At 37.7% G+C, this 13,942-nt stretch carries 14 protein-coding genes; 2 read left to right on the plus strand and 12 right to left on the minus strand.

The annotated features are described in order from the left end of the window. Window positions 1-451: 451 nt before the first annotated feature. On the plus strand, window positions 452-2,041 hold the full coding sequence (locus SLS51_RS01150; protein WP_323835022.1) for an FGGY-family carbohydrate kinase: 1,590 nt from the start codon (window positions 452-454) through the stop codon (window positions 2,039-2,041). A 44-nt stretch (window positions 2,042-2,085) separates the two neighbouring features. Here the strand turns inward: SLS51_RS01150 and tehB are convergent, their stop codons facing one another. The 4 genes from tehB to SLS51_RS01170 all read right to left on the minus strand — a co-directional run bounded on the left by tehB (window position 2,086) and on the right by SLS51_RS01170 (window position 6,983). Next, window positions 2,086-2,943, minus strand: a complete 858-nt coding sequence (gene tehB, locus SLS51_RS01155) for an SAM-dependent methyltransferase TehB (RefSeq protein ID WP_323834725.1) — start codon at window positions 2,941-2,943, stop codon at window positions 2,086-2,088. 247 nt (window positions 2,944-3,190) lie between these two features. Beyond that, window positions 3,191-5,338, minus strand: coding sequence for a polysaccharide biosynthesis tyrosine autokinase (locus tag SLS51_RS01160; RefSeq protein ID WP_323834727.1), 2,148 nt, complete (start codon window positions 5,336-5,338; stop codon window positions 3,191-3,193). A 71-nt stretch (window positions 5,339-5,409) separates the two neighbouring features. Next, window positions 5,410-5,838 (minus strand): arsenate reductase/protein-tyrosine-phosphatase family protein, encoded by a 429-nt coding sequence (locus SLS51_RS01165; RefSeq protein ID WP_323835024.1) that lies wholly within the window; start codon window positions 5,836-5,838, stop codon window positions 5,410-5,412. Continuing rightward, window positions 5,838-6,983 (minus strand): polysaccharide export protein, encoded by a 1,146-nt coding sequence (locus SLS51_RS01170; protein WP_439126831.1) that lies wholly within the window; start codon window positions 6,981-6,983, stop codon window positions 5,838-5,840. The genes SLS51_RS01165 and SLS51_RS01170 overlap by 1 nt, the downstream gene beginning before the upstream one ends. A gap of 800 nt (window positions 6,984-7,783) precedes the next feature. Here SLS51_RS01170 and SLS51_RS01175 point away from each other — a divergent pair. Beyond that, a complete protein-coding gene (locus SLS51_RS01175; RefSeq protein WP_323834729.1) occupies window positions 7,784-8,179 on the plus strand; it encodes a VOC family protein in 396 nt (131 codons plus the stop codon). Window positions 8,180-8,267: 88 nt separating this feature from the next. On the opposite strand, the gene SLS51_RS01180 is transcribed toward SLS51_RS01175, so the two are convergent. The 8 genes from SLS51_RS01180 to SLS51_RS01215 all read right to left on the minus strand — a co-directional run bounded on the left by SLS51_RS01180 (window position 8,268) and on the right by SLS51_RS01215 (window position 13,931). Beyond that, window positions 8,268-8,717: a lysis protein gene (locus SLS51_RS01180; protein WP_323834730.1), complete on the minus strand. Its 450-nt coding sequence runs from the start codon at window positions 8,715-8,717 to the stop codon at window positions 8,268-8,270. A 9-nt stretch (window positions 8,718-8,726) separates the two neighbouring features. Then, on the minus strand, window positions 8,727-9,128 hold the full coding sequence (locus SLS51_RS01185) for a structural protein (protein WP_323834732.1): 402 nt from the start codon (window positions 9,126-9,128) through the stop codon (window positions 8,727-8,729). Window positions 9,129-9,137: 9 nt separating this feature from the next. Continuing rightward, window positions 9,138-9,464 (minus strand): phage holin, lambda family, encoded by a 327-nt coding sequence (locus tag SLS51_RS01190; protein WP_011147890.1) that lies wholly within the window; start codon window positions 9,462-9,464, stop codon window positions 9,138-9,140. A 392-nt stretch (window positions 9,465-9,856) separates the two neighbouring features. Next, window positions 9,857-10,846: a glycosyltransferase gene (locus SLS51_RS01195; RefSeq protein WP_323834735.1), complete on the minus strand. Its 990-nt coding sequence runs from the start codon at window positions 10,844-10,846 to the stop codon at window positions 9,857-9,859. Between the two features lie 760 nt (window positions 10,847-11,606). Then, window positions 11,607-11,993: a YscW family type III secretion system pilotin gene (locus tag SLS51_RS01200; RefSeq protein ID WP_323834737.1), complete on the minus strand. Its 387-nt coding sequence runs from the start codon at window positions 11,991-11,993 to the stop codon at window positions 11,607-11,609. Further along, on the minus strand, window positions 11,990-12,223 hold the full coding sequence (locus SLS51_RS01205; protein ID WP_323834739.1) for a T3SS regulon translocated regulator ExsE family protein: 234 nt from the start codon (window positions 12,221-12,223) through the stop codon (window positions 11,990-11,992). The genes SLS51_RS01200 and SLS51_RS01205 overlap by 4 nt, the downstream gene beginning before the upstream one ends. Further along, window positions 12,220-12,663, minus strand: coding sequence for a type III secretion system chaperone (locus SLS51_RS01210; protein ID WP_323834741.1), 444 nt, complete (start codon window positions 12,661-12,663; stop codon window positions 12,220-12,222). Before SLS51_RS01210 ends, SLS51_RS01205 begins: the two co-directional genes overlap by 4 nt. A gap of 380 nt (window positions 12,664-13,043) precedes the next feature. Continuing rightward, window positions 13,044-13,931 (minus strand): YopD family type III secretion system translocon subunit, encoded by an 888-nt coding sequence (locus tag SLS51_RS01215; RefSeq protein ID WP_323834743.1) that lies wholly within the window; start codon window positions 13,929-13,931, stop codon window positions 13,044-13,046. Between the last annotated feature and the right edge of the window lie 11 nt (window positions 13,932-13,942).

Raw genomic sequence — 13,942 nt, forward strand, 5'->3', positions numbered from 1 at the left:
TTATCACGCCCAATACATTAAAAAATGTTTAGGTATAAACCGCTCTCTTAATCAAAATAATTTACTGGAATATTTAATTATTTAAACCAATTAAAACAAAATATTATTCTTTATACTCCGTTTTTTGTTAATTAATGAACTGATTAATATTATTTTTAAAAGCGATTTTTTAACAAACAAATCACTGAGTAGAAATTATCAGCGATTTTTCTGAGAATATCTTGCGCGCTCTACCTATCATGTTTTTCCTTTTAAACAAACCACTATCCGAAATGTATTTATTACATCAATCAAAAGAACAATAGAAAATATATGTAATATTTTTCTATTGTCATAAAACCACCGAATCTTTTTCGAGCCGCTTCACAATAATTGAATAACCTCATTGTTTTATTGTTCCACTCAACTCATTTTATCAGCCTGGATTAATGAATAAGGAGAGAACCTTATGGTGGAACAACAATATTTCATTGGTGTTGATGTTGGCTCCGCCAGTGTCCGTACTGCGGTTTTTGACCAATACGGCAAACGGCATGCATTCTCCGCTCGTCCTATTCAGCAATTTCATCCAAAAGCTGATTTTGTTGAACAATCTTCTGCTGACATCTGGGCGCAAGTCTGTGCAACAGTAAGAGAAGCTGTTGCATTGGCAAATATTAATCCTATTGATGTTAAATCAATCGGGTTCGATGCCACCTGTTCACTCGTCGCGGTAGCAGCAGAAGGACGCACTCTTTCTGTGGCCGAAAATGGCAACCCTGAACACGATATCATCATGTGGATGGATCATCGTGCCATCAAGGAAGCCATCACGATAAATCAAACCAATGACCCTGCACTCTGCTATGTAGGTGGTGAAATCAGCCCTGAAATGGAACTACCGAAAATTTTATGGTTAAAAAACCACTTTCCTCAACGTTATCAGGATATATGGCGTTTCTTTGATTTAGCTGATTTTCTGGTGTGGAAAGCAACTACCGCTGATGTAGCCAGTATCTGCACGCTCACTTGCAAATGGAACTATCTAGCGCATCAAAAACAGTTCAGCGAAAAACTACTCTATGATGTGGGGTTAGAAGATTTAACAAATAAAGTTCCGTCTACCATCATTGAACTTGGCGAAAAAGCCGGTTACCTGACTGCTGAGGTGGCTAAAGATTTTGGGCTGCACACAGGAATCATCGTCGCCGGTGGTATTATTGATGCTCATGCCGGCGGATTGGCACTGGCTGGCGCTTATCCAGAGGGCAGCCTGGTTATTATCAGCGGTACCTCAAACTGCCACATGATTGTCAGTCCTTATCCTGTCATGGTTCCAGGGGTTTGGGGCCCCTATTTCGGCGCAATGCTACCCGGTTACTGGCTCAACGAAGGTGGACAAAGCGCCGCCGGAGCATTAGTTGAATGGTCAATTCGTCAACACAATAGCTGGCCAGAGCTGGCAGCCGAAGCCGAGGAATCTGGTCATCATTACTACCAGCTACTGAATGAAGCGGTTGCACAGTTAGAAAAACAAGAAATATACCCGACCGCACAGCTTCATATTTTAAGTGACCATCATGGCAACCGTTCACCAAGGGCAAACCCTAATGCCAAGGGAATGGTAAGCGGACTGACGCTGGCAAATGGTCGTGATGATCTGGCCCGTCATTACTTGGCAACACTGCAATCTATCGCTTACGGTACCCGTCATATTATTGATGCATTAGTAGAAGCGGGACACCAGATAAACAGGCTGGTTATGTGTGGTGGCGCAACCAAAAACCCTCTATGGTTACGTGAATATGCCAATGCCACTGGGCGCGAAATCCATCTCACTCAGGAAGAAGATGCTGTCAATCTTGGCTCTGCTTTGCTTGGTGCCGTTGCTTGCGGTTCCTTCGCAAACTTCGCTCAAGCAGCGAAATCGATGGTACGTGACGGCAACATGATTAAACCGGAAAAAGAGACATTTTTATTTCATCAAGCCAAATATCAGGTTTATCTGCAAATGTACCAAGATCAACAGCGATATAACGAAATCATGCAAACCGGTAATTAGCCTAGTGAGTGCAGCCAACAAAGAGGCAATTTGAAAGATGACGTTCATCGCTTTCTGGCGATAAGCGTCGCAAAATTTAATTTTATTCTATTGCCATTTTCATCTGTTTTATGAAGATGACCCGGGTTTTCATTATATTTAATGATTTCCCAGTCAGAATAATAATTCTCCAATTCACCTGGCATGAGGAAACTTTTGAATGGCAATAATGAATATGGTGCAAAATCTGTTTCAATCGGGCAAACAATCAGATTAATACCACCTTTATTCGTCTGTTTTTGCATATTGTAAATAATATCGGTGATTTTTTCCCGTTGTATAAACATCAGTACCACAGTTGAAATAATTAAATCATATTTTTCGGTGATATTGTAAGAGTTGATATCATAAACAGCCGTACGGATATTTTTAATTTGCTGTTTTTCTTTAATAACATTAATTGCGTTAATACATTGTGAACTAATATCCACGGCTGTAACGTCATAACCTCTTTCTGCCAGATAGAAAGTATTCCGGCCATGACCGGCCCCCAGATCTAATGTCTTACAAGGAGAAATAATATTTGCCAAATATCTAATTTCAGAGTGAGGTAATGACAAATTATTTTGTTTATAAAACAGATATTGTGGTTCACATAAAAAAGAGAGCTGGCATTTAATATCATCACTTACCCATTTAATTTTATGCCAAATCTGTGGCTGAATAATGGGAGGCTGCTTTTGTACATTAAAATATGCAGTTTCTTCCTGATCACCATCGAAAATCACAAATTCCAGTTCACCTTCAAAGATCTCAAGACAAGCGTAAGTCCCTTCTTTAGTATTATGTCTTTCAGTGAACATTTCAGGAAGGGTATTTTTCTGCCAGATGGGTATTTGTTTATAACAAATGAGGTTGCTCATAGAAGGTTCTCTGATCATAAGATTCATTTTAAAAGCATCTTATAATGACATTCTACAACTGTAAAGCTATAAAATCACCAGAAGAAAAGTCTCTGGGTTTCACCATAGCTACACTTGTAAGATGAAAGGAAAAATGATCCATTCTCCCTTAAATTGAACGAACTGACTCATTATTAAGAAACATATGAAAGAAAATAAGAACTCATTAATAAAATTTCTCCGGCCTCATAAACCGGAGAAAAGGCGATCAATCCTTATAACTGTATTGATAATATCCGCTAGAATCATAATAGAGACCAGACTTCTTCTCTACCGCGTTTAGCAACACACCTTTAATATGAATGCCATTTTGCCTAAACCGGCGAATAGTCACATTAACTTCTTTAACCCTTGTTTTATGATAACGTGCAATTAACAATGAAGTTCCTGCATATCTCCCAATAATCGCAGCATCAGTGACAGCCAAAATAGGAGGAGTATCTACCAAGACATAATCATAATGCTCTTCTGCCCAAGATAATAATTCTTTAAGCCTATTATGCATAAGTAATTCTGACGGGTTTGGCGGAATAGCACCTCGGTTGACAAAATCAAGCTCAGTAAGATACGTTCTGGTAATAATCCCTTTTAACTGATGTTGACCAGCCAAATATTCAGAAAGCCCCAAAGATTGAGGACTTTGCAACACTTTATGTAAACGACCTCTTCTCATATCTGCATCGATTAAAAGCACGCGTTTATTACTTAATGCCAATACAGCGGCAAGATTTACTGAAATAAAAGACTTTCCTAGTTCAGGAGCAGAACCTGAAAGAAGAATAATTTTGTTTGCAGATTCCATCATTGAAAAATGCAAGGTTGTTCTAAGGCTACGCAATGCTTCAATAGCTAAATCAGTAGGATCTTGAATAGCTAATAACCGCAATTTATGACGATGAGTTCGCTTTTTTTGTTGTTGGTCAAGTTTGATCTGAGTCTCAGATAGTGGAATAGTGGCGTAAACAGAAACACCTACTTCTTCCAATTGTTCGGGACTTTCGATTCCTTTACGAAACATGACTCGTAGGCAAATCAACCCAGCAGACAATATAAATCCCAATACCATCATCGATGCAATAATCAGTGACTTCTTCGGTTTTACCGCTGAACTTTCTACAATAGCTTCATCAATAATACGCACATTACCCACTGTCCCCGCTTTCACGATGTTCAACTCTTGCTGTTTATTGAGTAACTGCACATAAATTTCTTGGTCAACTTGAACATCTCTGGTTAAACGTAAAATTTCCTGCTGTGTTTTAGGTAACCGTTTGATTGACTGATTCAACTCCTTTTTGGTATCAACCAAAGTTTTACGTTTATCAAGCAACGCAACATAAGCGGGATGTTGTTTGGTATACAATTGCTGTAATTCAGCTTCTTTGAACATCAATTCATTAATCTGTTTCTCAATTTGGACCAATGTCTCCAGAGCCGATTTTGCTTCAAGTGATAAATCGATAGATTCATTCGCTTGACGATATTGATTAAGCAACTCTTCAGAACGATTGAGCTCAATTTTAACTTTAGGCAAATGATTTTTTAAGAAATTAAGGCTACTTTCAGCCTCTTCCGTCTTTCTGGTCACATTTTGTTGCAAGTAATTTTTACCAATACTATCCAGTATCAATTTTATTCTTGCACGATCATCACCTTCTATTTCAAGCAAGATAATACCGGTATTATTCCCTTTTTCTTTTACCCGCAAAGCTTGTTGCAGCCCGCGAATAACCCCCAATTGCCCCCGTTTAACCAACGTGAAACTTTGCCCTGGAGAAGCTGAAATATTTGAGATAAGCAAATTTATGCCATCGGTATCAAATACTTTGTTTACTTGCCCGTGAAAAACTTGATTGCCAAAAAACAACCGATAATTTTCTGCATCGTCAACATATATTTTTATCCCTTCATTAATATATTCAGGTGATATTGTAAAATGTTTAATAACAATATCAGGCTTTGGCATACCACGAAGACGGGCAATGCCCTGACCTATCACAGGAAAATAATCCGCCGTAACCTGAACATCCAAATTTAGATCCTTTACCGTCTTTCCTAATATCATTCTGGAAGTTAATAACTCCAATTCTGCCGATGTATCTGACGGTTTTCCAGAAAGCATATCCGACATGTCACCGATTAAAGGCAATGCACTACTTCTCTTTTCAACCTGTAATAAAGCATTTGCCTTGTATATCGGAGTCGCAATCAAGGAATAACAAAGGCCAATAACCGTGAATAATAGGGTAATTCCACCAATCACCCAGCGATAATCGAATAAGGCACTAAGAAGACGGCCTAAATCAATTTCATCACTATCCGTATGAGTGTGACTTGATTTATCTGATGTAGTCATAAAAAGCCTATAATTACTTTATTGATAAGTAATGAAGAACAGCAAACCCATAATATAAAAATACTTATAAGTTATAATTTCCCTAACCAACTATTAGCACTCTTACATAATAACTGATACACATATTCATAAACCTCGATATCAGACTTATAAGGGTCGGGGATGACCATTTCATTTAACCAATGACCTAAAAGCATTGTTTTCCCCCTTGCCCCTAGATTTATCCTATTTACAGCCTCAATATGGTTTTTTTCCATAACCAAGATCAAACTTGACTTCTGGCATAATTCACTGGTTAGTTGGCGTGCTATATGCCCTTCTAAGGATAATCCATGTCTAGCCGCAACCCTACTTGAGAATTCATTTGCAGGTTTACCAATTAAAGCCGATATTCCCGCAGAATAAATCTCTTTCTGAGGAAATAGTTGCCGCAATAAACGCTCTCCTGTTGGCGATCGACAGATATTACCCACACAAACAATCAGAATAGAATTGAACATTAATTCGGCCACTTTCGAATCCACTTAGTTGTTTCAGTCAGGCTATTAATGCTTGATATCGTTGGCACCAACTGATTGATCACCCGATTCCAGCGAACAACCGGCGCACTGGTAACATAGACAATATCATAAGGTTGCAAATTAAACTCAGTTCCCAGAACTAACGCCGTCGCATCCTTAGCATTGAGCTGATAGATATTGGCTATTTTCCCCTTATTATCAGGCACATTACGCAGCGAACGGATAACAAAGATGCCATTAGCATCACTTGATAATTGATCTATACCTTCAGCATTACCCAGTGCTTCGGTCAAAGTCATCCCACTGCGATCCATACGTAGAGTGGTTTGTTTTCTGACTTCCCCCATAACAAACACTTTCAAATCATCATTACGAGGGATATATAAGATATCGCCAGAATAGAGCAGACGATTTTGTTTCAGATCACCATTTTGCATCAAATCTTGAAGAGAAATAATCGTCTCTTTTCCCTGATGAGTTAAAATGATCCTCCTCCAGTCAGCATTTTCGGTTAAGCCGCCAGCATGGTTAATCGCATCAATAATGGTTAAAGGAACGTTAGTGATAGGTTGTTGAGCAGACCTAGCAACTTCACCTGTTACATAGGCTTTTTGTGAACGAAAAGCAGCAATATTGACATCAACTTGAGGTGATTCGATATACTTCGATAACTTATCAGTAATCATCGTACGCACCTGAGTGACCGTTTTCCCTTTCACATGAAGTTTACCAACATAGGGATAAAAAATCGTCCCATCAGAATGCACCCAGTTACCCGTATCACTAGCACTACGATATTGTCCTGCCGGTATTGTCAATTCGGGATGATCCCAAACAGTAACCATAATGACATCCCCCACACCAATACGGTATTCATACTGTTGTAATTCTTTATCTAACTCAGGATTAGGACGTGCAATAACAGAATTCACTCGTAAATTTTCAATTAATTTTGGTGTTACCGGATAAACGTTTACCAAATTATTAATATCATAGTTACTATCATCATCATTGATTATTTCTTTATTATAAACAGTAAGACCACTCCCAGGCATAACAGTACAACCACCTAATAGCATAGAACTGGACAATGCCAGAACTATAATTAATTCCTTAATATTCATCAGAAATTTATCCTTAAAAAATAATAAACAAAAAAGAATACAGAAAATAGTATTAATTATAATCCCCCTAACAAAACCAGATTATAATATAATAAAATATAATATAATATAAAGATTTTGCTTAAAGGCCGCAAGACTCTAGGCCACTGGTCATATCACTTGGTAAAAACAATAGAAATCAACTTAATAGCTTTGAAAAATTCAGACTATTAAATAATAGGTAGTAAATTTATTAATTATTTTATTATTTAATATATCTTATAAGATATTATTACAAACAGAAAGTAAGAGCAGACCTATCAAATAAAAGATAGTAAGGATATTTATCATAATTTATCGAAACCAAAGACATACTCTTGATGACATTGTGAAGAAAACAGATACCTACTTACATCAAATCCTTGTTCATATCATTGACTTTGGTGCTTGGAATGGTGATAAAAATAAAAAACAGACAATCAATTTATCAAACCACTCCAATTATATACCTTATGGATTTCAAGATGCATCGCGACGGCAAGAGAGCGAATCCCCGGGAGCATAGCAAACGATGTGACCGGGGTGAGTGAGTGCCGCCAACAAAGAGGCAACTTGAAAGATGACGGGTATAAAACCATAAATTTAGTCATATTATAAATAATAGCTCGGTCGTATTGGATATTTTTAGATTGTTTTAACTTCAAAGATCACCACTTTGTACTTTTCACGTTTATCAACTACCATTACCGGTTGTTTTATATCGCAGTAGAAGATCTGAGAATTGGACATATTCCACAAAAACTTTATCAACTGGGATTACCATGAAAAAATCTACTATACTAAGAATCGCCAGGCCAACTGACAATTTAACTCAAGTTGCTGAAATGTACCGCCAAGGTTTAGGATTTATTCTCCTAGAGCAATTCGAAAATCATGAAAATTTTGATGGCATCATTCTAGGGCATCCAAATCATCTCTGGCATCTCGAATTTACGCATCATCGTGGCACAACAGTAGGAAGATCCCCCACACAGGACAATTTATTGGCCTTCTATATACCAGACCATTCAGAATGGTTAGATCAGATATCATTAATGAAAAACGCTGGCTTTATTGCAGTCCCCTCTTACAACCCATATTGGGATATTAAAGGTAAAACATTTGAAGATATTGATGGTTATCGGGTTGTATTACAAAACACAGTATTCCTTGTTTGATTATTAATCGATCTTAAGCATACTTGCCCTAATAACCAACCCACACCTACGTTGTTTTACATTACGCAATAACATTATCAAAACTCAGCTATTGACACTGAGTTTTGATATATTCTTGCAAGTATTTCGTTTGCTGTTCGTTCTCAACAATCATTCTTCGGAGATCGAAATAATCTTGTTCAGTTGCCGGGCTAAGTCGTGGGGTGGCTGCATGGCCCACGCTGCCGGAGGAGCCGGCTTCGCCTTGATGACAGGTGGCCGCGATGCGCAACCGGCGATGACCAGCGGCAACATCATTGCGCAGAACATCAATTTCAGATTTGGCATGAGCAAGTTCCTTTGTATGCTGATTATCCAGTTCAGACAGGAGCCTTATCCGCTCCTGCTGATTAACGATTTCATTCTGCTGCTCCAGCAACTCACTCTGTAGCTTAACTGTCGTATCAAGCTGTTTGGTATACTTACCGTAATAGTGGTAAGCCAGAAGCGAGACAAGTGCTAGTGCAATAACAGTATAACCATGAGAGTTAAACTTCATAATATCGCTCTACAAAAGTGAAAATGCTTTATCAATGACCTCATTGCTATAAGGTTGACTACCATTTTCCATGGTAATAATGGACTTAATAAGCTCTGTCATAAATACTTGATTAAAGACATCAACAACCTGATCACAAGTCACTCCCGTGTTTTTACATACGTGGTTAACATAGGCATCAGTATTATTTTCATTAGTAGGAGCCCATCGTGAAATGATCCCTTTCACTGTTTTAAGGCCATATTTCCGATTGTAATTATGCAAAATTTTAATCATTGCCCGAATACCATATTCAGGACTGGAAAACTGACAGAAAGATTTATCAGTACGCTGTGATGCAGGCATCAGACCTTGCCAGTCATCACCCCAACGAATATTACCTGGGTTATTATTTCGAATGCCTCTGCTCATAATTCACTCCTATTGTTTATTACCTGTTTTGTTATTAACAACTTTTCTTAAGATCTGACCAAAATAGTCAGTGCCCAGATAACCAATAATGACACTGCTGATGTAAGCCAAATCCGTGCTCATACCAAAAAAGTTCAACGCATCACGGATAAACCAGGCAATCATGGCACACATAATAGAATCCATAATTGTCGTCCAAAATTTACCACCGTTATATCGACCTCTGAGATAAGCCATTGCGGCAGCCAGCGCCGCACCTATACCTTGTTCTTTGACTGACAGCAGCCATAACCATAGCTGCATCCAGATGTCAGGCTGTTTATCCATGTATTTCATCCTTCACTCCCACTCACATAAATGGGAATCCATAGGCTGCCGTGTAGCCTTAATTTTGAGTTAATAGGAATACTGCGAAATCAGTAGAATAAGAAAAGGCCACACATAGTGCAGCCTTAAATTTTATAAGGTGATTACTTACATTTAATATAATACCAAGATCATCAACAAACTCTGCTGGTTTATCATTATATGTAAGGGAATGATAATAATTAACGGATAGATATAGCCGTTATCTTTCAAGTTGACGGGTATATACCCTATGGATTTCAAGATGCATCGCGGCGGCAAAGGAGCGAATCCCCGGGAGCATAGCAAACTATGTGACCGGGGTGAGCGAGTGCAGCCAACAAAGAAGCAACTTGAAAGATGACGGGTATAGAGCATTGTAGTTACTCATCCATGAACCTCCTTAATATTAAGACTAAATGACAACGTATAATAAACCATAGTTCATGGTAATTATGCACACCTGGTAATAAATCTCTCAAAGCAATTTGGTTAATAAAACGTTTGGCAAGCAATTTTTTTAAGCTTGGATCGTGTATCTTTTTTCTGTACAAAATAAAAAAACTACCAACCTCTCGTATTGCATGACGACTAAGAGATCTTTTTAACGACTTTTCACCTTTAATTTCTTTTGAGATTTTAATAATTGAATTAACTACGGTAATATAGCTATCAGCTCGATGATATAATTTTTTACTCTCTCTTGAACGAGTTATTGATTGCAAATTATGTCGATAACAATACAATTGCTCCTCACAAAAGCCGATTCGACTCGCTATAAGTGACAAATTAATTGTCCATAAGATATCTTCATGAAAGATATTTTCCATAAAACTCAGTTGGTTATTTATAATTAATTCTTTTTTAATAAATTGTAACCAAACAAAATGTGGCCATTCTCTACATTCAACGCAATATTTTATCCACTCTTTACCCGTTAACACTCTGCCATAAGGCTGTCTACGTGTTATTCTTCTATTCCCTTGTGAGAATGGATCTTCTGTAAAACTGACTCCATTGCCAATTAACACATCTAATCTCTGCTCAATAGCGTGATCAAGCCATTTTCTTAATATTTGTGGTTTTAGCCAATCATCACTATCAACAAATAAAACCCACTCCCCTCTGGCATATTTTATGCCATAATTTCTAGCTATTGAAACACCATGATTTTCTTGATTAAAAATTCGTATTCTATTATCTCTTTTTCCATATTCTTTAATGACTTCTAAGCTGTTATCTGTTGAACCATCATTAATAATAATGACCTCAAAATTAACATTTTCTTGCGAATAAATTGAATCTAACAAATAGATTATATTATTTTCATCATTAAAAACAGGGATAATGATAGTAATATCAAACTGAAACATCTACCATCCTTTTAATGAGTTAGTTGTTTTTGATAAAAATACCATTTTCATAATAAAAATGCCCCTTTTCCCCATTGCTATTCACATACCATACAATGTTTTAAGTATCAGTTATAGATGGGATTGAAAATTTCTACCAAAATAGTAAATCATTAAGTACGATAATGATAAAAATATGCATTGGGAATTTAGGTATTACTATCTCCTGTAAAGATAGCAACAGCATCAAAAATCTATTGGAACAGTTTAAATAAATCGGTAAATGTAGCAGATAAAATTAAAAAAATTAAAAATGATATTAATTTAAAATGGCTTATGTAATCTATATTACAAATACAATTAAATACTTTGAGGATGAAAAAGTAAAATATAATCAAGCATAAGAAATAGAAAGAAATAACAGAAGAGGAAGTGAAAAATATTAACTATCTTTACCAATCCCAATAATATGACAGACGTGAGGTTTATCATACCCTAATTGGCAAATAATATTAAAATAAACACTATTGTGAATATTATCTCTATCTAATTTATAATTAAATTATTTAAGATAATATAAGAGGAACTATTCAACTAATTATAAAATAAGCGATTAAAATATTAATGTATTATCCTATAGATATTTAACATTGAAAATATATTAAATTATACCGGAAAATAAAATATTACATGAAATTATTAGGTATAAAGCCATGTGATTTAAATAGCATTTAAAAATTTAAAAGACAATATTATCCCTTATTTATTAATGCGAAAATATTTAGCATTCTGGATAACATGGTAAGGGAGACAATTGCACTACAATTCCTTTTCCTGCAACGACGCGTTGTTGGCTTTTCGCCTGCACTGTCCGTTTCCCATCCCAACGTAGACGAGCTCTTAAGAATAACTCACCATGAGAAAACTGCGGACTCAACCGCATAGAAAAAGTGACGGGTAGCATGTCCAAACGATAATGCATCTCACCTACTGTCAACACTTTTCCTTCAACCACCGTCAACAATGACACCTCAACGTTTGCTGTTCTGGGTAGAGAGGCCTGCATGGTCACATCGCCCTCAATCAGACGTGATGCTTTATGCTCAATAGCCTCACTAACACAACCGGTAATTAGCAAACATAACAAGACCAACCCTATTTTGGTCATGTTAGGCTGATCCTACGTTGTGACAACGGAGTATGCTGCCCATCCAACAAACGCTGTAATGTTGTCTCATGTTCAAGCCCCATGACAAAGCCTCTACTCAGCATCGCAGAAAGCGGCTCATGAACATTTTGTGGTATATACCCTGATGTAACCCGACGACCACAACAAAGGCTATCGTTTTCATGGGACACATTTGTTAAATGAATGGGTAACGAATTCTCAATTTTCATACTCGCATTCCCAAAGATTCGTTCTGTTGAGAGCTAATCGGAAGTTGAGCTTGCAATAATTCCTGCCAAAACTCAGCATGATCCAACATACTTGAAAGGCTCTCTTCAAAAACAGCCTGATTCAGCCGACTTGCTGACATTTGCCGATAAAGCTGCACCATCAGCGTTGACTCATCAAAACCAAAGTGCAGATCAAACTGATACCAATGACGATTAAAGCTGGCTAATTGACGGAAAATCCCCTCTCCGACCGCAGTGATATCAGCGACATCTATCTGTAAAACGAGCTGGTCACGTTCAGGAATTAAGATCAAAGAGAGGTGAAGGTGCTCATCAAAACAGAGAGCAGCCACACCTTCGTGATTTAAAGCTAGGTGCGGCAAGCCGAATTTAGCAGCAAATTCAGCCAAAACTTGATTGACGATGGCTATCACATCCATGGGTTACTCCTACTAGAGAGGGCAATCAGACCAACTTGAATTACCAAGTAGTCAAACAAACGGGTTACCCCCGCAGAAAAGGGATTCAGTTTACTACCATCGCCTTTTGCGCCTCTGTCACTCAAGGGCAATTCTTTTAATAAAAAGGTCACCCCAGTGATTATCAAAAACCAAACACCGGAACATAGGAAGACGCTTTTTTTCCTTAACACATTCTGCCTGTTAAGGACTGAAATCTTAATTTGAGATTTTCGTTTTTCTATACCTTTGGTGGTGTTAGTGGATTTTAAAAACGAGATCAAATAGCGGTATCCATTGATAAGAGCGCACCTTTCGGTACGCCCAAGCTTATTATATAACACTGCTCTATTTTACCAGCATTACACCACGCCAGTCGCCGCGCGCCATGCCTGGACATGGTTCTGATAAAGCTGCTGTATTAATTGCAAAACATCTCTCATGAAATTGTTATCCAATGAAATCTGATCTTCACTCTTCTGTTTTTCATGTTGAGAAATAGATGAATCCACTTCATGTTCCTTGGCTTTAGCCTGAGAAAGCCCCTGTTCTACCTGCACAGAATTATTGGACATACCCTCTAAAGATTTCATAACTGAAGTTAAGAACTGCTGCTTGCTGTTACGACTTTCAAAAACCAAAGTAAGAGATTTCAAAGTGCTCTTGTCAGCATCTTGTGCTACATTCCACACTTTACCAATTGCTGCCCGATCCGCATCACTATTCTTACCTAGCTGTTGCAATTTAAGATCGATTAATTCGTTACGACCAGCAATATTAGTTTCCAACGTCTTCTGCTGCTTAACCGCCTGACTGTTTTTAACGGAAGAAAAACTACCTATCAGCCCTGAACCAACCGTCATTAAGCCTGAAACCACCGCCATAGCAATCATCAACTTGGCGCCATGCCGCATCTCATCAACTTGTGACTTCTGAGCATCAATGGACGCTTTATTCTCAGTGTCACGCTGCAAAATACCCAGTTCACGCATCCTCTTTGCAATCTCAAAAAGCAGCGACATCATATCCAGCGTGTTATTTAATTCTTGTCCGACATTTCCTAAACGACTGGGATCGAGGCCCTGTTTCGGTACAATCAATTCAACCTTATCCGTGAGCCTCGTTTTTTCCGGCTGTTGAATAGCAGCTTCATGTGCTGTCGGTGTCGACACAAAGTTGTCAGTTCCAACTTCAACACCGTGACTGGGAGTAACCCCTTGACTACTGACATTATCATTAATAATTTTCATCTTTTTATTCC

Origin of the sequence: Photorhabdus africana, assembly GCF_035181445.1 — a bacterium.
In the GTDB taxonomy this organism is placed as follows: domain Bacteria; phylum Pseudomonadota; class Gammaproteobacteria; order Enterobacterales; family Enterobacteriaceae; genus Photorhabdus; species Photorhabdus laumondii.

Coding starts and splice junctions, on each gene's coding strand:
- SLS51_RS01200 (WP_323834737.1), bottom strand. CDS start 11,993: ATGACCAAAATAGGGTTGGTCTTGTTATGTTTGCTAATTACCGGTTGT.
- SLS51_RS01185 (WP_323834732.1), bottom strand. CDS start 9,128: ATGAGCAGAGGCATTCGAAATAATAACCCAGGTAATATTCGTTGGGGT.
- SLS51_RS01175 (WP_323834729.1), top strand. CDS start 7,784: ATGAAAAAATCTACTATACTAAGAATCGCCAGGCCAACTGACAATTTA.
- SLS51_RS01195 (WP_323834735.1), bottom strand. CDS start 10,846: ATGTTTCAGTTTGATATTACTATCATTATCCCTGTTTTTAATGATGAA.
- SLS51_RS01210 (WP_323834741.1), bottom strand. CDS start 12,663: ATGGATGTGATAGCCATCGTCAATCAAGTTTTGGCTGAATTTGCTGCT.
- SLS51_RS01170 (WP_439126831.1), bottom strand. CDS start 6,983: ATGAATATTAAGGAATTAATTATAGTTCTGGCATTGTCCAGTTCTATG.
- SLS51_RS01205 (WP_323834739.1), bottom strand. CDS start 12,223: ATGAAAATTGAGAATTCGTTACCCATTCATTTAACAAATGTGTCCCAT.
- SLS51_RS01160 (WP_323834727.1), bottom strand. CDS start 5,338: ATGACTACATCAGATAAATCAAGTCACACTCATACGGATAGTGATGAA.
- SLS51_RS01165 (WP_323835024.1), bottom strand. CDS start 5,838: ATGTTCAATTCTATTCTGATTGTTTGTGTGGGTAATATCTGTCGATCG.
- SLS51_RS01180 (WP_323834730.1), bottom strand. CDS start 8,717: ATGAAGTTTAACTCTCATGGTTATACTGTTATTGCACTAGCACTTGTC.
- SLS51_RS01190 (WP_011147890.1), bottom strand. CDS start 9,464: ATGAAATACATGGATAAACAGCCTGACATCTGGATGCAGCTATGGTTA.
- SLS51_RS01215 (WP_323834743.1), bottom strand. CDS start 13,931: ATGAAAATTATTAATGATAATGTCAGTAGTCAAGGGGTTACTCCCAGT.
- tehB (WP_323834725.1), bottom strand. CDS start 2,943: ATGAGCAACCTCATTTGTTATAAACAAATACCCATCTGGCAGAAAAAT.